Origin of the sequence: Serpentinicella alkaliphila, assembly GCF_018141405.1 — a bacterium.
Lineage (GTDB): Bacteria > Bacillota > Clostridia > Peptostreptococcales > Natronincolaceae > Serpentinicella > Serpentinicella alkaliphila.
The window spans coordinates 2734178-2752608 of the sequence record NZ_CP058648.1 but is presented as its reverse complement, the minus strand read 5'-3'; the positions used below and the strand labels follow the sequence as shown (position 1 = coordinate 2752608).

At 31.8% G+C, this 18431-nt stretch carries 16 protein-coding genes and 1 other RNA gene; 14 read left to right on the top strand and 3 right to left on the bottom strand.

What is annotated here, in order from left to right; genetic code table 11:
- The first annotated feature begins 27 nt into the window (after positions 1-27).
- From HZR23_RS14055 to HZR23_RS14015, 9 genes are all read left to right on the top strand, one after another.
- Complete coding sequence (locus HZR23_RS14055) at positions 28-2202, top strand: RelA/SpoT family protein (RefSeq protein ID WP_132847125.1); 2175 nt, start codon at positions 28-30, stop codon at positions 2200-2202.
- Positions 2203-2215: 13 nt separating this feature from the next.
- Positions 2216-2665 (top strand): D-aminoacyl-tRNA deacylase, encoded by a 450-nt coding sequence (gene dtd, locus HZR23_RS14050; protein ID WP_132847124.1) that lies wholly within the window; start codon positions 2216-2218, stop codon positions 2663-2665.
- 12 nt (positions 2666-2677) lie between these two features.
- Complete coding sequence (locus HZR23_RS14045; protein ID WP_132847123.1) at positions 2678-3298, top strand: MBL fold metallo-hydrolase; 621 nt, start codon at positions 2678-2680, stop codon at positions 3296-3298.
- 100 nt (positions 3299-3398) lie between these two features.
- A complete protein-coding gene (gene hemZ / locus HZR23_RS14040) occupies positions 3399-4898 on the top strand; it encodes a coproporphyrinogen dehydrogenase HemZ (RefSeq protein ID WP_132847122.1) in 1500 nt (499 codons plus the stop codon).
- Positions 4892-6160: a histidine--tRNA ligase gene (gene hisS, locus HZR23_RS14035; protein ID WP_132847121.1), complete on the top strand. Its 1269-nt coding sequence runs from the start codon at positions 4892-4894 to the stop codon at positions 6158-6160. Before hemZ ends, hisS begins: the two co-directional genes overlap by 7 nt.
- Positions 6161-6164: 4 nt before the next feature.
- Entirely contained in the window at positions 6165-7922 is a 1758-nt protein-coding gene (gene aspS, locus HZR23_RS14030) for an aspartate--tRNA ligase (protein ID WP_132847120.1), read from the top strand.
- A 57-nt stretch (positions 7923-7979) separates the two neighbouring features.
- Positions 7980-8161: non-coding RNA, 6S RNA (gene ssrS / locus HZR23_RS14025), on the top strand.
- A gap of 155 nt (positions 8162-8316) precedes the next feature.
- Positions 8317-9069: a tRNA threonylcarbamoyladenosine dehydratase gene (locus HZR23_RS14020; RefSeq protein WP_132847119.1), complete on the top strand. Its 753-nt coding sequence runs from the start codon at positions 8317-8319 to the stop codon at positions 9067-9069.
- A 21-nt stretch (positions 9070-9090) separates the two neighbouring features.
- Positions 9091-9495 (top strand): SoxR reducing system RseC family protein, encoded by a 405-nt coding sequence (locus HZR23_RS14015; protein ID WP_243098151.1) that lies wholly within the window; start codon positions 9091-9093, stop codon positions 9493-9495.
- Positions 9496-9510: 15 nt separating this feature from the next.
- On the opposite strand, the gene HZR23_RS14010 is transcribed toward HZR23_RS14015, so the two are convergent.
- Together HZR23_RS14010 and HZR23_RS14005 are read right to left on the bottom strand one after the other, a co-directional pair.
- The gene (locus HZR23_RS14010) at positions 9511-9948 is read right to left on the bottom strand and encodes a threonine/serine exporter family protein (protein ID WP_132847117.1); all 438 of its coding nucleotides are present in this window, start codon (positions 9946-9948) and stop codon (positions 9511-9513) included.
- Positions 9945-10736: a threonine/serine exporter family protein gene (locus tag HZR23_RS14005; RefSeq protein WP_243098134.1), complete on the bottom strand. Its 792-nt coding sequence runs from the start codon at positions 10734-10736 to the stop codon at positions 9945-9947. Before HZR23_RS14005 ends, HZR23_RS14010 begins: the two co-directional genes overlap by 4 nt.
- 190 nt (positions 10737-10926) lie before the next feature.
- Here HZR23_RS14005 and HZR23_RS14000 point away from each other — a divergent pair, with 190 nt between their 5' ends.
- On the top strand, positions 10927-12156 hold the full coding sequence (locus HZR23_RS14000) for a serine hydroxymethyltransferase (RefSeq protein ID WP_132847116.1): 1230 nt from the start codon (positions 10927-10929) through the stop codon (positions 12154-12156).
- Between the two features lie 98 nt (positions 12157-12254).
- On the top strand, positions 12255-13319 hold the full coding sequence (locus HZR23_RS13995) for a hypothetical protein (RefSeq protein WP_132847115.1): 1065 nt from the start codon (positions 12255-12257) through the stop codon (positions 13317-13319).
- Positions 13320-13356: 37 nt separating this feature from the next.
- Here HZR23_RS13995 and HZR23_RS13990 read toward each other — a convergent pair whose 3' ends face one another.
- Positions 13357-13803 carry a hypothetical protein gene (locus HZR23_RS13990; RefSeq protein ID WP_132847114.1) on the bottom strand — a complete coding sequence of 149 codons (447 nt, stop codon included), beginning with the start codon at positions 13801-13803 and terminating at the stop codon, positions 13357-13359.
- Positions 13804-13965: 162 nt separating this feature from the next.
- On the opposite strand from HZR23_RS13990, the gene HZR23_RS13985 reads away from it, so the two are divergent.
- From HZR23_RS13985 to HZR23_RS13975, 3 genes are all read left to right on the top strand, one after another.
- Positions 13966-14886, top strand: coding sequence for a hypothetical protein (locus HZR23_RS13985; protein WP_132847113.1), 921 nt, complete (start codon positions 13966-13968; stop codon positions 14884-14886).
- 236 nt (positions 14887-15122) lie between these two features.
- Positions 15123-17306: a DNA topoisomerase III gene (locus HZR23_RS13980; protein ID WP_132847112.1), complete on the top strand. Its 2184-nt coding sequence runs from the start codon at positions 15123-15125 to the stop codon at positions 17304-17306.
- A 207-nt stretch (positions 17307-17513) separates the two neighbouring features.
- Entirely contained in the window at positions 17514-18110 is a 597-nt protein-coding gene (locus HZR23_RS13975; RefSeq protein ID WP_132847111.1) for a superoxide dismutase, read from the top strand.
- Positions 18111-18431 lie beyond the last annotated feature (321 nt).

The following is an 18431-nucleotide window of genomic DNA, read 5'->3' as shown; positions in this document are numbered from 1 at the left end:
AGATGTACTGAAAAGAGTGATTAGGATATGTTAGAAAATTTTATTAGTATGATAGAAGAATATAATCCTAACTGTGATGTGGAATTAATTGTTAAGGCGTACAACTTTGCAGAGGCTGCTCACGAAGGCCAAATGAGAAAGTCTGGAGAACGCTTTTTTTCACATCCAGTTGAAGTGGCAAAAATCCTAATCCAGCTACAAATGGATAGTAGTACAATTGCTGCAGGTTTATTACACGATGTCATTGAAGACACATATTATGGGTATAAGGAATTAAGGCTTGAATTCGGTGAAGAGATCGCTGAACTAGTGGAAGGCGTAACTAAATTGACTCGTCTTTCCTTTGAATCAAAGGAAGAACGACAGGCTGAAAATTTAAGAAAAATGTTTATTGCAATGGCTAAGGATATAAGAGTTATCCTTATAAAATTAGCAGATAGACTACATAATATGAGAACTTTAAAGTATCAGAGTGATGAAAAGAAAAAAGAGAAAGCAATGGAGACTCTAGAAATTTTTGCCCCTATAGCTAATAGGTTAGGTATATCTAGAATTAAGTGGGAATTAGAAGATCTATGCTTAAGGTATATTGATACAGATGGCTATTACGAATTAGTAGAAAAAGTAGCACAAAAACGTAAAGACAGAGAAATGTTTATAAATACGGTAATAAGTCAGCTACATGAAAAGCTAGAGGAATTTGAAATAGAAAGTGAAATTTCAGGTAGACCTAAGCATTTCTATAGCATCTATAGAAAAATGAAGTATCAAGGTAAGTCCTTTGATGAAATATTTGACTTTTTGGCTATTAGGGTTTTAGTTGGATCTATTAAAGATTGCTATGGGGTTTTAGGTGTTGTACACACCCTATGGAAGCCAATACCAGGCAGATTTAAGGATTATATTGCTATGCCAAAACCTAATATGTATCAATCTTTACATACAACGGTTATTGGTCCAAAGGGCGACCCATTTGAAATACAGATTAGAACATATGAAATGCACCAAATTGCTGAATATGGTATTGCTGCCCATTGGAAGTATAAGGAAAATAAAACTGATGCGGAGCAAGCAGATATAGATGATAAATTAGCATGGCTAAGACAGATGCTTGAGTGGGAAAAGGAAACTAAAGATCCTAAAGAATTTATGGAGTCATTAAAAATTGACCTATTTACTAATGAGGTATTTGTATTTACTCCAAAGGGTAAGGTTATTAGTTTACCAACCGGCTCTACTCCAATAGATTTTGCATATAAGATTCACTCTGATATTGGAAATAAATGTGTAGGTGCTAAAGTTGATGGAAGAATAGTACCAATAGACTATAAGCTTAAAAATGGTAATATAGTCGAAATTTTAACATCTTCAAGCAGTAATGGTCCAAGTAGGGATTGGCTTAAAATTGTTAAGAGCTCTCAGGCTGCTGCAAGAATTAAGCAATGGTTTAAAAAAGAGCGAAGAGAAGAAAATATTGTAAAGGGTAAAGAGCTCCTAGATAAAGAGCTTAGAAGAAAAGGAATAATTTTGACTGAAGCTAATTTAGCTAAAATATCAAATGTCATTTCTAAAAAATTAAGCTTACCAACTGAAGAAGACCTATATGCGGCAATAGGTTATGGTGGAATTACATTAAACCAAGTAATACCTAAAATAAGGGACCATATTAAGAAAGATGCACCTAAGGAAACTATTGAAGAATTACCACAAGTAAGTAACCAAAAACAACAACATCATGATCGAAAGAATAAGAAGAGCCAAGGTGTTACAGTTAAGGGAATAGATAACATAATGATTAGATTTGCAAGATGTTGTAATCCAGTGCCAGGTGATGACATAGTGGGATATATAACTAGAGGCAGAGGGGTTTCGGTTCATAGAAGCGACTGCCCAAGTTTAAAAGAAAGTGCTGAAACTACAGAGAGATATATTGAAGTTGATTGGGATACTACAAAGCCTATTTGCTTTAATGTGGAAATCCAAATTAGAGCTAGTGATAGAAAAGGACTGCTATCCGAACTAACAAAAATTCTATCAGAAGCAAGAGTCACTGTAACTTCACTAAATGCTAGAACTAATAAAGAAAAAATCGCCTTATTAAATCTAGTATTAGAAATTACAGATACAGAGGATCTAGATAAGCTTATGACTAAATTTAGACACGTTAAGGGAGTACTAGATGTATTTAGGGTTTTAACGTAGTTAGGGGGTTCATATGAGGGCTGTAGTACAAAGAATAAGTCAAGGTAAAGTTGAGGTAAATAATCAATTAACTGGGGAAATCGAAAAGGGCCTTTTAGTATATTTAGGAATATCTGCAGATGATACTGTAGAAGATATAAAATATATGGTTGAGAAAGTAATCAACCTTAGAATATTTGAAGATAGTGAAGAAAAAATGAATTTATCATTAATAGATACAAATGGTAGGCTTCTATTGGTATCTCAATTCACACTTATGGGGGATTGTAGAAAAGGTAGAAGACCAAACTTTAGTGAAGCTGCAAGACCAGAAAAGGCTCAGGAGCTTTACAATATTTTTATTGAAGAATGCAAGATAAACAACATAATAGTTGAAACCGGGGTTTTTCAAGCTCATATGATGGTTCACTCGATTAATGATGGACCAGTTACAGTACTTATAGATAGTAAAAAATTATTTTAGGAGGACTTAAGGATGATATTAGAAAGAGTAGTAGTTGGATCATATGCAGTAAATTGTTATATTGTTGGTGACGAAAAAACTAGGGAAGCGATTGTAGTTGATCCTGGAGCTGATGGAAAGGCTATCTTAGCAGCTGTAAATAAACATAACTTAAAAGTTAAATATATAATACTTACTCATGCCCATGGAGATCACATTGGGGCATTAGATGTAGTAAAGGCCGAAACTAAAGCACCAGTTCTTTTACATCAAAATGATGATGGAATGCTTCAAGATAAAAATAGAAATTTCACATCTTTTATGGGTGGTAAGGCTATTGAGATGGGAGCAGATCAATTCCTTAATGATGGTGATGTTTTAAATATTGGAGATATGGAACTTAAAATTATACATACACCAGGACACTCTAAGGGTGGAATATGTATTTTATTTGAAAATGTTTTAATTTGTGGGGACTCCTTATTTGCTGGTTCTATTGGTAGAACAGATTTAGAAGGTGGAAATTATGCTCAACTAATTCAAGCAATTAAAGATAAAATATTGGTATTAGATGATAGCATCAATGTACTACCAGGTCATGGGCCTACGTCTACAATTGGTAGAGAAAGAGTTTCAAATCCATTTTTAAGTTAAGAAGCTTTAATTAGGCCTTAGGGGATTTTAATCCCCTGGGCATTAATTATATACATTAAGAAGCATAAAGACCATTTATAAGCATAAACGAGGTAATGAAATGTTAAAAATTAAGGCATATAATCACAACTATAGTTATGAAATAACAGAACTTCTAAAGGTATTTCAACTTTCTGGAGAGGTAATTCCATGTACCTATTCTTCAGAGGGAGTACTTTTAAATATAGAGCCTGAGAATTCTAATGAAATTATCAGTAAATTAGAGTTTAAGGACAATAAAATTATAGTTGCTACTGTAGGTCGATTAAATGAAGTATATGATAAATTTGTAGAAGAAGCTGACAGAACTAATGACATACTTAGAGATACTAAATTATGTAAGTTGTTTGTTAAAAGGGGTATTTATGCTTTACTTAAAAAACTGGTCAAAAAAGATACACCTTGGGGCATATTAACTGGAATTAGACCAACTAAGCTAGTACATGAAATGTTAAAGGATAATTTAGATGATTCAGAAATTATAGAGAATTTAAAGACTCTATACTTTATAGCAGAACATAAAGCAAATCTATTGTTACAAGTAGCAAAGACAGAGTATAAGGTTCTATATCCTATAGATGATAATAAAATCAGTCTATATGTAAGTGTGCCTTTCTGTCCTACAAAATGTACCTATTGCTCATTTCCATCAAACCCTATGAAAAAGGCAGGCCATTTAACAGAAACATATGTCGATAGATTATGTGAAGAAATAGAGAAAACAGCAAAGCTTGACTCTGTAAGAACCAAGGATATTGATACTGTTTATATTGGTGGTGGAACTCCAAGCTCCTTAACTCATACTGAAATAGAGAAGATACTAGATTGCCTGAAAAACAACTTTAATTTGACTAATATTAGAGAATATACATTCGAGGCTGGCAGGCCAGAAACCATTACTTTTGAAAAACTCAAAGTTTTTAAAGGATATGGAGTTACAAGAATAAGTATTAATCCTCAAACAATGAATGACTGTACATTAGAGCATATAAATCGTGAGCATAGGGCAGATGATATAGTTAAAGCCTATAATATGGCAAAGGAAGCAGGTTTTAATAATATTAATATGGATATTATTATTGGATTACCAAATGAGAACATAGATATGTTAAAATATACAATGGAGCAAATTAAAAATATAAGTCCTACGAACATTACAGTACATACTTTGGCAATAAAAAGGGCATCGAACTTAAAGGAAAACAACTATAGTAATAGTGCAAGTGATAGTGAAATTTTAGATATGATTCAGCTTACAATGGAATATGCGAATTCTATGGGATTAAATCCATATTATCTATATAGACAAAAGCATATGGTAGGTAACTTAGAAAATATCGGTTATTGCAAACCGGGATATGAAGGGATTTACAATATTCAAATAATGGAAGAAAAACAAACAATAATTGCTTTTGGAGCAGGGGCTGTAACCAAGATTGTATTTAATGAGGAAAATAGGTTAGAGAGAGTTCCAAATGTTAAAAGTCTTGAACATTATTTAGATAGAGTGGATGAAATGGTAGAAAGAAAAAGAAAAATCTTGGAGGGGATCGTATGCTAACTAAAGCACCTAGGGGGACACATGATGTTTTACCTAATGATGCATATAAATGGCAGTATATTGAGGAAATAGCAAAAAAAGTAGCTGAAAATTTTGGATATAAAGAAGTGAGAACACCTGTATTTGAGCATACAGAATTATTCGAAAGAGGCATTGGGGATACAACTGACGTAGTTGAAAAAGAAATGTATACCTTTGAGGACAGAGGTAAAAGAAGTATTACCCTTAAGCCTGAGGGAACTGCCCCAGTAGTTAGGTCCTTTATTGAGCATAAGCTATATGCAGATAGTCAACCTACTAAGCTTTATTACATAACACCAGTATTTAGATATGAAAAACCTCAAGCCGGAAGATATAGAGAGCATCATCAATTTGGAGTAGAGGTTTTTGGAGCATCAAATCCCTCAATAGATGCTGAAGTGATCAATCTTGCAATGTCTATATACAAGGCCCTAGGGGTAGAGAAACTTGAACTTAGAATTAACAATATTGGTTGCCCAAAATGCAGAGAGGTTTATAATAAGGCCTTAAGAGACTATTTATCTCAAAAATTAGACAAGCTTTGTGGCACTTGCCAAGGCCGTTTTGATAGAAACCCTATGAGAATAATCGATTGTAAAGTCGATAGTTGTCAGGAACAAATAGTAGATGTACCTCTTATGATTGACTATATTTGTGAAGAATGTGACGATCATTTTAGTGGTCTAAAGAAATATTTAGAGGCTTTAGAAATAAAGTATATTATTGACCCTAGAATAGTAAGGGGATTAGACTATTATACAAAAACTGCCTTTGAGATTATTACAGATGAGGCAGGGAAAAAAGGAACCTTATGTGGGGGCGGACGTTACGATAAGCTAGTAGAGGATTGTGGTGGTCCTCAGACTCCTGGTGTTGGCTTCGGCATGGGTTTAGAGAGAGCTATATTGTCTTTAGAAACTCAAAATATTGAAATACCAAAACCTAAGGATATCGATGTATTTATTGTAACTATGGATGAAGAATCCTCATTATTAGGCTTTAATATTTTAAACAAGCTAAGAAATGCAAATATTAAGTCGGATCAAAACCATATAACAAGAGGAGTAAAGGCTCAGTTTAAGTATGCTGATAAAAAAGAGGCTACTTTTACAATTGTAATTGGTGAAGATGAAGTAAAAAATAATGCTGTTTTAATTAAAGACATGATAAAAGGTGAGCAAGAAATTGTTAATGTTAACGTGGTTGTACAGTTTTTAAAAGAAAGACTTGGGGAGAGATAAGAATATGAAAAGAACACATATGTGTGGAACTCTAAATGAAAATAATATTAATGAGTTTGTGGAGCTCTGCGGATGGGTCCAAAAAAGAAGAGATTTAGGTGGACTTATTTTCGTGGATTTAAGAGATAGATCTGGAATTGTACAGGTTGTGTTTGATAAGGATATATCTGAGGAGGCATTTTCAAAGGCAGAAAAACTAGGTTCTGAATATGTAATAGCTGTTTCAGGAAAAGTATTTAAAAGACAATCTGTAAATCCGAATATACCTACAGGACAAATCGAAATCTTCGCTGAATCTATAGAGGTACTGAATTCCGCAGAAACAACACCAATATATATTAAAGATGATGATGAAGTATCAGAAAATCTAAGATTAAAATATAGATATTTAGATTTAAGAAAGCCTTCAATGCAAAAAAACTTAATCTTAAGACATAAGGTATCTAACTGCGTAAGAAACTTTTTAAATGATGAAGGCTTTATTGAAGTTGAAACACCAATGCTGACCAAAACAACTCCTGAAGGGGCTAGAGATTACTTAGTACCTAGTAGAGTTAACCCTGGTAAGTTTTATGCCTTACCTCAATCGCCTCAGTTATTTAAACAACTTCTAATGGTATCTGGAATGGATAGATATTTCCAAATAGTAAAGTGTTTTAGGGATGAAGATTTAAGAGCAGATAGACAGCCGGAGTTTACACAAATAGACTGTGAGATGTCTTTCGTAAATGTAGATGATGTTATTGCTGTGAATGAAAAACTACTACAAAAGATTTTTAAAGATATTTTAAATATAGAAATCAACTTACCTTTAAAAAGATTAACATATAATGAGGCTATGAGTAGATATGGTTCTGATAAACCAGATACAAGATTCGGGTTTGAATTAGTTGATGTGTCTGAGTTAGTTAAAAATTGTGGATTTAAAGTATTTACATCTGCAATCGAAAATGGTGGAAGTGTACAATGTATTAATATAAAAGGCTATGGAGATAAATTTAGTAGAAAAGATATAACTGCTTTAGAGGAATATGCCAAAACCTATGGTGCAAAGGGTCTTGCATGGATTAAAATAACTGACGAAGGAGTTACTTCGCCTATTGCAAAATTCTTTAGTGAGGAAGAAATAGAAAGTATCTTAAAGACTGCTGAAGCTAGTAAGGGTGACTTAGTGTTATTTGCTGCGGATAAGCTTTCTATAGTATATGATTCATTAGGACACTTAAGACTAGAAATTGCTAAAAGACTTAACCTCCTAGAAACTGATGAATATGATTTGTTATGGGTTACTGAGTTCCCATTATTTGAATATGATGAAGATGCAAATCGCTATGTAGCAAAGCACCATCCTTTTACATCACCAATGGATGAGGATATAGAAATGTTAGAAAATAACCCTGCTGAGGCTAGAGCTAAGGCCTACGACATAGTTCTAAATGGACATGAAATAGGAGGAGGAAGTATAAGAATCTATTCTTCAGAGCTTCAACAGAAAATGTTTAAAGCTTTAGGATTCTCGGAGGAAGAGGCTTGGGATAAGTTTGGTTTCCTATTAGATGCATTTAAATATGGAACTCCTCCCCATGGTGGGATTGCCTTTGGGCTTGATAGACTAGTTATGCTTTTAGCTGGAGAAGATAATATTCGCCAAGTTATAGCATTCCCAAAAACTCAAAATGCATCTTGTCCTATGACAAATGCTCCATCTGTTGCAGATAAAAAACAATTAGATGAGTTAAATATTTCTACTAAAAATATTTAATGATAATTTGAAAAGTAGAGTATTTTATGCTATAATTTGAGTATAATAAAGTTATGAATTTACCTGCCATGTATGTAAATTCGGCTCAGTTTTGATCCAACATATTTACATCGGGAATCCGAGTTTGTCTAACTAGTAAATGCCTCGATTAGTAATGTGGACTTACGAACTGGATAGCGGGATACCCACCTTCGAGAGAGGGTTCCAAAACCACCGAAATACGGCATGGCGGGTATAATAATAAGTATAATCATTTCCTAATAAAATTTATTAGGAAATTTTTTGATTTATATATAAGTATGTTTTAATTATTTGAAATAAACAAAAAATAATAATAATATGTTATACTGTATTTTGAAGAAAAACATTAAAATTTAGCAATAGGAGGAAAATAATGGCATTACATTCTTTTTCTAGATCAGAATTATTGATTGGTACAGAAGGTTTAAATAAATTGAAAGAAAGTAAAGTTGCAGTTTTTGGAATTGGTGGGGTAGGTACCTTTACGGTTGAGGCATTAGCAAGAACAGGTGTAAGTAAATTTGTACTTGTAGATGATGATGATATATGCTTAACTAATATAAATAGACAACTACACGCAACTCGTTCTACAGTTGGTAAACCAAAGGTAGAAGTAATGAAGGAGCGTATTTTAGATATTAATCCAAATGCAGAAGTTATAACTTACAGAGAGCTATATAATAGCGAGAGTGCTGAAAGGCTTCTTTCTGAAGACTATGATTATGTTGTAGATGCAATTGATATGGTTACGGCTAAAATTGATTTAATAGTTAGGTGTAAGGAGAAAAATATACCGATAATAAGTAGTATGGGAGCTGGTAATAAACTGGATCCTACTAAGTTTGAAGTTACAGATATATTTAAAACATCTATATGTCCTCTTGCAAAAGTTCTTCGTAAGGAATTAAGAAAAAGAGGGGTCAAGGATTTAAAGGTAGTTTATTCTAAGGAAGAGCCTATGACACCATTTGTAATAAATAGTGACTGTAAAACAGATTGCATATGTACTAACAAAAACCGTACATGTACAGTAAAACATCAAATACCAGGAAGTGTTGCTTTCGTTCCTTCTGTAGTAGGATTAATATTAGCGTCAGTTGTAGTTAGAGACTTAATAAGTAAATAGGGGGTGTTTAGTTTGAAACAAGTGGGTGTAGTAACAAATGTTTTAGATGATAAAAATGCAATGGTATTGGTTAAAAGACATTCCAGCTGTGAAAACTGTAATGCTTGTAAAATGGGCAGAGAGGAGAAAACTTTAGAGGTAGAGGCAATAAACCGAGCTCAGGCACAAGTAGGGCAAAATGTCACAGTTGATCTTGAACATCAAAATGTTTTAAAGGCTGCATTTATTATTTATTTGATACCTTTAGTTACTCTAATATTTACTGTAGCTATAACAATAACAATATTTGATAATGAACTTATCAGCGCTCTAGTTGGCTTTATTTCAATGGCTATTGTATTTTTAGTAATTAAAAAGAATGAGCATAAATTTAAAGATAACGAAGAGTATATTCCAGTTATAACTGAAATTATTGAGACTGAATAGTAAAAAAAGGAGCCATCAATTTGGGCTCCTTTTAAGCTTTCTAAATGAGTTAACTGATAAAACGACTGTTAATGCACCTGCTATTGCGATAGAAACAAGTACTGTTTCACTACCATATCTAACAGCAGCACTATAATTATTTTGAATTATTGAGAGCATTGTATAGTATAAGGCATGTCCTGGAACTAATGGAACAATAGCAGGAACTATAAATATTGTAGCAGGAAATTTAAATTTAACTGCAAATGTTTCAGCAAGTATTGCTATAGCTAAGGATGCAACAAAAGTAGATAATACGCTGGAGTGGGTTATATTATGAAAAAGATTATATATTACCCATGAAAATCCACCGGCAAAACCTGCATTTAAAATAGCAGTCCGAGGTAAATTAAAAAGTACAGCAAACCCTATAGTACAGGTTAAGGCAATAATAAAATCATACAGATATATCATAATAATTTACCTCCTGAGATTAATATCCATAGTTGAAGTATAAAACCAACACCAAATGCAATAGAAGTAGCAATGATTACAGCTTCTGCGGCTTTGGCTAACCCAGAAATTAAATCCCCAGAGATAGAATCTCTTACAGCATTAGTAATAGCTACACCGGGAACCATAACCATTATAGCACCAACTACTACCATATCAATACGTATTGCTGGATAAAGACTTGCGAATATAATTGCAAATATTGTAGCCACACAGCCACCAGAAATATTCGTAAGAAAGGGTGGGAAGCTAATTTTATCTAGGTTTTTTATTGAAAAAGTAACCATTATACTTGTTATAAATGCCGCCATAAATTCAAATATATTAGCTCCAAATAGTAATGTAACAAAGGCACTAGCTATTCCACCAAAGATTGCATGTATTAAAGCTGGATAAGGTTTAATTTTATCAATATCCTTTAATATATTAAATGCTTCTTCTATTGACATGTCAGAAGAAACAAACTGTCTAGAAAAATCATTAACTTTTGCTACTCTGTTAAGATTAATGCTTCTTGATTTTATTCTCCTAACAAGAGTTATAATATCTTCAGGCTTGTCTCCTTTATTATTTAATGAGAGAAAAATGCCTGTTGGAGTAACGAAGGATTCTACATAATCAAAGCCTCGGGAGGTACACATTCTAACTATAGTATCCTCAACTCTATAGGTCTCAGCACCGCTTTGAAGAAGAATTTCTGCTGTATATAAAGTCATTTTTAAAAGTTTTTTACTATCAATTTCATTCACAATTTATCGCCCCCAATAAAAAGTATATAAATTCATATTAACATATCATTTCTTAAAATAAAAATACTAATACGAAATCAGGATAATATTTTACGAAATATCAAAAAATATGTCATAATGTTGCAAAAATGAATTAAAGACAATATAATATATATATTATAAAAATAGATAATCGAAGGGAGAAGTACATATGGATTTTAAATCACTAATGAAGGTAGATCCGGAAATCTTTCAGGTAGTTGAAAGAGAGACAAATAGACAAAGAAATAAAATTGAATTAATCGCCTCTGAAAATTTTGTGTCTGAAGCTGTTATGGAGGCAATGGGTAGCCAATTAACTAACAAATATGCTGAGGGTTATCCGGGGAAAAGGTATTACGGTGGTTGCGAAGAGGTAGATATTGCAGAAGACCTTGCTAGAAATAGATTAAAACAATTATTTAATGCAGACCATGCAAACGTACAACCTCATTCTGGAGCAAATGCTAATTTAGGAGTTTATTTAGCTGTACTTAATCCTGGAGATACAGTTTTAGGGATGAATTTATCCCATGGTGGACATTTAACTCACGGAAGTCCTGTAAATATTTCTGGTAAATACTATAAATTTGAATCCTATGGAGTAGATAAAAGTACACAGGTTATAAATTATGATGAGGTAAGAAAAATTGCTCTAGATGTTAAGCCAAGACTAATAGTTGCGGGTGCAAGTGCATATCCAAGAAAAATCGATTTTAAAGCTTTTAAAGATATTGCTTACGAGGTAGGAGCTTACTTAATGGTTGATATGGCTCATATTGCAGGTCTTGTGGCTGCGGGTTTACATGATAATCCATGCGAATATGCTGATTTTGTTACAACTACAACGCATAAAACCTTAAGGGGACCAAGGGGTGGAGCAATATTATGTAAGGAAAAATTTGCTCAAATGATAGACAAGGCTATTTTTCCTGGTTTGCAAGGTGGTCCATTAATGCATGTTATTGCAGCTAAAGCAGTTTCATTTAAAGAGGCCCTAGAGCCAGAATTTAAACAATATCAAGAACAAATTGTTAAAAATGCAAGTAGATTAGCTAAAGAGCTCAAAGATAGAGGGTTTGATTTAGTTTCCGATGGGACAGATAATCACCTAATATTAATAGATTTAAGAAATAAAAATATTACTGGTAAAGATGCGGAAAAGCTTTTAGATGAAGTTGGAGTAACTGTTAATAAGAACACGATACCTTTTGATCCTCAAAGTCCATTTGTTACGAGTGGCATTAGAATAGGTACGCCGGCTGTAACCTCAAGAGGTATGAAGGAAGAAGACATGGCTACCATAGCAGAAATAATGTCAATAATCTTAAACAATCCTTCAGAAACAACTAAAACTCAAAACATGGTAGATGAGCTTTGTAAAAAATACAAATTGTATTAATACTTCTAAAATAGCAGCCCTGGGGCTGCTTTTCTAATCCCCTTGGTAATAAATTAATGTTTTAAACAATATATTTATGAAAGGGGAGGGGAAGTAAAATGAGCTATAAAGAAAAATCAATATATGAAAAAATCTATAAGGATATTCAAAAAGAATGTAATGATTATAATATAAATATTAATGATTTTTTTTCATATGTTTTTGAAAAACGAAGCATTAATGAATCAAGTCAATTAAAAAATTTATGTTTAGATGAATTAAATAAAATAGTACAAAAAATATCAAGCTTTGATGCTGCTAGTGAAAAAAATAACGGTATTGCACAAAACGATAAAATAAGGATACATTCATTAAGTAGCATAAATCAGACTTTACCAAAGGATATTACTGATATTATTAGTAAATTCAAAACAAAGTCAGGTTTTGAAGAGAGATATTTCTTCCTTATAACAAATAAAAGTAAAATTTTGGGTTACTTTGGTCTTAGTATTCACGAAGAGCCTTCACCATTTGATAGATACTTATTTGTTTATATATTTAACTTAAACCAGGAATATGTTACTAAAAGCAATATTAATTATATTTTAAATTATATTGAAGCATTAGCAAAAAAAGAAAATATATATAATATTGATTTTAATAGTGAATGCGTTGGAATAAAGAATCAAATTTTAAGGGAAAAGGGATATTTACAATTCAGTGGAACGGGAGTTATTAAAATAAATCAAGCAGTTATAGAACCTAGTTTAAGAATAAGGGAGGACAATGGTAAGGAATATTCTATAACAGACATAAAAGACTACTTACCTATAGAAAGAATTAGACCCAAAAGTGAAATAACTAATAGTACTGAAAAACCTAAAATTAAAAAATTAAACTTTGAATATGAAAATATATTAGAAACGGTATACATAATATATTTATCGAATACTAAACTGGCATCTATTAATACATTTATATTATTAAGTCCAGTAAGTTTATATGATGACATTCTATTAAATGATTGTATAGTAGAGGTAATAAAATATTTATTAAATTCAAATGATAGGGATATAATTTTGGGCTTACCTTTAGATGTAATAAACAATTTAAGCATTTTTGATTATTCAATGGTAAATGAAGTTCATTGGTATAGAAAGGTATTAACCTATATTAAAAAGTAATAGAGCGCTAGGCGCTCTATATTTATGTAGATATAATCTAGATAATTGCTAGGATAAGTAGTATTAAATATAAATATTGTATATGAGTTTTATACGATTCTACTTGGCTTTTCAAGGTTTCATTTTCTTCGCTTAATGATGTAATTTGATTTTTCATAGTGTCAACTTCATTTATATTTGCCTTTAGTTCTTTAAACTCATTTGGATTATTTTGAAATTCGATATATTCGTTATATTCTTTAATTAGACTACTGACTTCATTGTCTTTTCTAACCAAAAGTAACTCTAGCTCTTCCAATCTATTTTTCAAGCCCGCTATTTCTATTTGTAGCTTTTTATTTTCTTCCTTCAAGGATGAATTTTCAGTCATGCTTAATTCTAATGTATCTTCCTTTATATTTATATTTTCATCTATTTCATTGCTTTGTGCTTCTGTATTTTCTTTCGGTATAAAATTATGATTAGCCTTTTGATATTGCATCATATATAACTACACCTCCATATTTAATTGTAGCAACGCAAGTTATTAAAATATATGCATTATTTTTATAAAAATTACTAAGAAGTAGCACCTAAACTTACTATTTATCATATTTTACAGTAAGCGAATAATTAATTAATGCCTATAAAGGAGGAGTTGAATAATATGTCAAACAAGGAACAACTAAATATTGAAGCGATGCAAATAGATGAACCATGTTGTGTAGCAAACACAGGATGTTATTTCGATGGTAGTCTAAAAAATGTAGTTGGTGAGTGTATATTTGTTGATAAGGTTTATGACTCAGTTACTTTTAATCTACAAGGGTTACAATCTGTTGCAAGAGTACCATTCGCTGCACTTCCAGTTACAAAATGCGGTCCAAAATCTAGAATTACAAGAGTACTAGATATTAGAGCAAAAAAATTCTTTAACCCAAATAATATTAATGACCCTAAAAACTTAACTATTACTCCAACAACAACACTTTCTGGAGCACAATTTGTACTTGACGGTAAGGGTTGCCCTGTAACAGTACCAGGTCCAGCTGGCTTATTACAATACTTAATCTACACAGATACAACTGACTGTGATGAAGAAGGATTAGGCACACCTATTTTTGGATCCCAAGAAATATCTGTTACTGGTACAGTATTAATCGAAATGGACGTTGAGTTCATTAATGCATTAGGAGTTCCAGAAGTTATTACACTTAGAGGTAGAGCACCAATTAATCAAATATTAACAAACTTCTTTGAACTTTGTATGCCTTCAGTATTTGATTCTGCTTTCTTGCCTCAATTTACTGAATTCTGCAACGCATTATTCTTAGGTAGATTAGCAACTCAAAGTATTGCAAGGGATATAACATTTAACCCAACAACTGGAGAAATATTTGCGAACCTAATAATTGCAATTTGTATTACTTGCGAGAAGAAAATTAAGGTTCCAGTACAACTTTGCGTATTAAGTACAGGATTCTGTTCTCAAGAAGCAAGAGTAAGACCAATTTGTGGAGATAATTTCCCACCATTATTCCCACCACAGGTAAATGAACCATTTGTTCATCCACCACACCACTGCTAAGAAAAACAAACTAATGCAATACAATTAGTATTGTAAACAATAAAAAAGAGTCTGACGTGTCCCACGGCATGTCAGATTCTTTTTTCAATGCTTTCATTATAACAATCTGACATTTAAATACAGAGTATAATGTTATTATCTTTGAACTTATGGGCAAAATGAAATATACTAAAAGATGTTAAAAAATAGAGTATTCAAATATACATATTAATTTTCAAAATGAAGGGATTGTAAAAATGAACAAAAGACTTATTTTAGCAGAAAAACCATCAGTGGCTAGAGATATAGCTAGAGTACTGAATTGTAATAAAAAAGGAAATGGTTATTTTGAAAGCCAAAAGGATATAGTTACATGGGCTCTAGGCCACTTAGTTACATTAGCTGATCCAGAGGTATATAACAAGCAATATGCTTCATGGAGATTAGAGGATTTACCTATATTACCTGATAGCTTAAAACTTATAGTTATAAAAAAAACGTCGAAGCAGTTTAATACTATAAAAGAATTATTAGGACAAAAGGACGTTAAAGAAATCGTTATTGCTACTGATGCAGGAAGGGAAGGTGAATTAGTAGCAAGATGGATAATTGAAAAATCAAAGATAAACAAACCTATCAAGCGTCTTTGGATATCATCTGTAACCGATAAAGCCATTAAAGAAGGATTTAGTAAGTTAAAAGATGGTAAAGCCTATGAAAAATTATATGATTCCGCAGTTGCAAGGTCAGAAGCTGATTGGTTAGTCGGTATTAATGCTACTAGGGCATTAACAACAAAGTATAATGCGCAGCTATCCTGCGGAAGGGTTCAGACTCCAACGTTAGAAATGGTAGCACAAAGAGAAGAGGAAATAAGGAATTTTACTCCTAAAAAATATTATGGATTATATGTTATAGGTGATGGATTAAAATTTGTATGGCAGGATAAAACCTCTAGGGAAGTAAAAACATTTAATAGAGAGAAAGTAGAAAAAGTAAGCGAAAATATTAGAAATAAAAAAATTGAAATTAAAGATGTTAAAAAAACACAGAAAAAAAGCTATGCACCACAACTATATAATCTAACAGAACTTCAAAGGGATGCAAACAAAATATTTGGCTACTCTGCCAAGGAAACTTTAAATATAATGCAAAGGCTTTATGAGAACTATAAATTACTTACATATCCAAGAACAGACTCGAGATTTATTTCAACTGATATTATAGACACCTTAAAGGATCGAATAAAAGCCTGTGGAGTTGGTCCTTATTCTAATATTGCTCATAAGTTATTGGCTAAACCATTAAAAATCAGTAAGTTATTAGTAGATAATTCAAAGGTTTCTGACCATCATGCAATTATTCCAACGGAGCAGAGGGTTTTACTTGGAGCCTTAAGTGATAGTGAAAGAAAAATATATGATCTAGTTGTAAAAAGATTTATTTCAGCTTTATATGAACCCTTTGAATATGAGCAAACAAATGTAATAGGAAGAATTGGGGAAGAAGAATTTCTTCTACAAGGTATAAATGTAATTCGATTAGGCTGGAAAGAGGTTTATAAAAATAATATTGAATATGATATGGAAGAGGTGCTAGAAAAACAGCTTCCTATAATAAGTATTGGAGAACATTTAAATATTAATTCTATAGAAAGAACAGAAGGAGAAACAAAGCCTCCTAGTAGGTTTACTGAGGGCTCCCTTCTTTCAGCTATGGAGAATCCATCAAAATATGTTAATAGTAATAATAAGGAGTTAATTAAAACCTTAGCAGAAACTGGGGGCATCGGAACTGTAGCAACAAGAGCAGATATTATTGAAAAGTTGTTTAATAGCTTTTTAATAGAATTAAAGGGCAAAGAAATATTTATAACAGCAAAGGGTAAACAATTGTTAGATTTAGTGCCTGAAGATTTAAAGTCACCTGAACTAACGGCAACATGGGAGCATAAATTAAATGCAATATCTAATGGTTCATTACAAAAAGACAGCTTTATTAAAGATATGAAAGATTATGCGAGAAGACTAATTGATGAAATCAAAAACAGCGAAAGTAAATTTAAACATACTAATGTTACTGGTAATAAGTGCCCTGAATGTGGTAAAAATCTACTTGAAGTTAAAAATAAAAAGGGTAAACTTTTAGTATGTCAGGATAGGGACTGTGGCTATAAGAAAGGGGTTTCAAGAGTTACTAATGCTAGGTGCACTAACTGTAAGAAAAAGCTAGAACTACGGGGAGAAGGAGAAGGCCAGATTTTCGTTTGTAGCTGTGGATTTAGAGAGAAGCTCTCATCATTCAATGAGAGAAAAAAGGAAAAAGGTGATATTGCTTCTAAAAAAGATATCTCTAAATTTTTAAAGGATCAGAAAAAATCCAGTCAGGAACCTATAAATACGGCCTTATCAGATGCATTATCTAAGTTAAAGTTTGATTAACAATATGTAAAAAAATTATTCTTATATGATTATTGTAACTATAATTGGGTATTAATATTAAAGAGCTAAACGGTATACTTTAATGCAGTACTTATTTTGATACTAAGGTTATAACCATTTTATATATAAATAAAAAATGAGTTGTAAATAACAAAATTTTGGCATAGTATACTGTTGGGTGTAAAATTATTTAAAGGAGGAGTTTTAATGAATAATAAATTACCAGAATTACCTTATGCATATGATTCTTTAGAGCCGTATTATGATGCGGAAACAGTTAGGATTCATCATGACATACATCATAAAGGGTATGTAGATGGTCTAAACAACGCTCAAACAAAACTAAAAGAAGCTAGAGAAGCGGGAGATTTTGCACTTATTAAGCATTGGGAAAGAGAATTAGCTTTCCATGGTAGTGGTCATATTTTACATACTATTTTCTGGGAAAATATGAAGCCTCAAGGTGGCGGTGAGCCAACTGGTGAAGTAGCTACTTTAATTAACGAGAACTTTGGAAGTTTTGAAGCATTCAAAAAGCAATTTACAAGTGCTGCCGCAGCTGTTGAAGCTTCAGGCTGGTGTGCATTAGTTTGGAACAGAGAGTTTAATAAGTTAGAGGTAGTTCAAGTTGAAAAACATCAAAACTTATCTCTTTGGAGCAGTATACCTGTACTTATAGTAGACGTATGGGAGCATGCATATTATTTAAAATATCAAAATAAAAGATTAGACTTCGTAAATAATTGGTGGAATCTAATTAACTGGGAAGATGTAAATAATAAGTTAAGCAAGGCAAGAAGTTAATAATATAATAAATATTGAAAAATAAACAACTTGGATATCAAATTCAAGTTGTATTATTTTTTGCGAATAATTATAAAAAAAAACTTAAAAAAATTCATAATTTTAAAAAAATTGTGTGACAATTAGAAATATTTTGTGTATAATAGTCTTTAAATATCTTCATACTTTGATGCGTTAAAGTTATTTTAAACCGTGTAATCCGTTAGATTTCATTAGATAAAATATAATTATTTTAAATAATGGCATACTAAGTTAAAGGAGTGATTTAAAGCTTAAGGAGTGAACATTTACTAAAATAATGGTTACATATGCTTTATATAT

Excerpts from the sequence above, each read along its gene's own strand:
- HZR23_RS13990 (WP_132847114.1), bottom strand. The coding sequence starts at position 13,803 with ATGATGCAATATCAAAAGGCTAATCATAATTTTATACCGAAAGAAAAT.
- HZR23_RS13975 (WP_132847111.1), top strand. The coding sequence starts at position 17,514 with ATGAATAATAAATTACCAGAATTACCTTATGCATATGATTCTTTAGAG.
- HZR23_RS13995 (WP_132847115.1), top strand. The coding sequence starts at position 12,255 with ATGAGCTATAAAGAAAAATCAATATATGAAAAAATCTATAAGGATATT.
- hisS (WP_132847121.1), top strand. The coding sequence starts at position 4,892 with ATGCTAACTAAAGCACCTAGGGGGACACATGATGTTTTACCTAATGAT.
- HZR23_RS14000 (WP_132847116.1), top strand. The coding sequence starts at position 10,927 with ATGGATTTTAAATCACTAATGAAGGTAGATCCGGAAATCTTTCAGGTA.
- HZR23_RS13980 (WP_132847112.1), top strand. The coding sequence starts at position 15,123 with ATGAACAAAAGACTTATTTTAGCAGAAAAACCATCAGTGGCTAGAGAT.
- HZR23_RS13985 (WP_132847113.1), top strand. The coding sequence starts at position 13,966 with ATGTCAAACAAGGAACAACTAAATATTGAAGCGATGCAAATAGATGAA.
- HZR23_RS14010 (WP_132847117.1), bottom strand. The coding sequence starts at position 9,948 with ATGATATATCTGTATGATTTTATTATTGCCTTAACCTGTACTATAGGG.
- HZR23_RS14045 (WP_132847123.1), top strand. The coding sequence starts at position 2,678 with ATGATATTAGAAAGAGTAGTAGTTGGATCATATGCAGTAAATTGTTAT.
- dtd (WP_132847124.1), top strand. The coding sequence starts at position 2,216 with ATGAGGGCTGTAGTACAAAGAATAAGTCAAGGTAAAGTTGAGGTAAAT.
- hemZ (WP_132847122.1), top strand. The coding sequence starts at position 3,399 with ATGTTAAAAATTAAGGCATATAATCACAACTATAGTTATGAAATAACA.
- aspS (WP_132847120.1), top strand. The coding sequence starts at position 6,165 with ATGAAAAGAACACATATGTGTGGAACTCTAAATGAAAATAATATTAAT.
- HZR23_RS14020 (WP_132847119.1), top strand. The coding sequence starts at position 8,317 with ATGGCATTACATTCTTTTTCTAGATCAGAATTATTGATTGGTACAGAA.
- HZR23_RS14055 (WP_132847125.1), top strand. The coding sequence starts at position 28 with ATGTTAGAAAATTTTATTAGTATGATAGAAGAATATAATCCTAACTGT.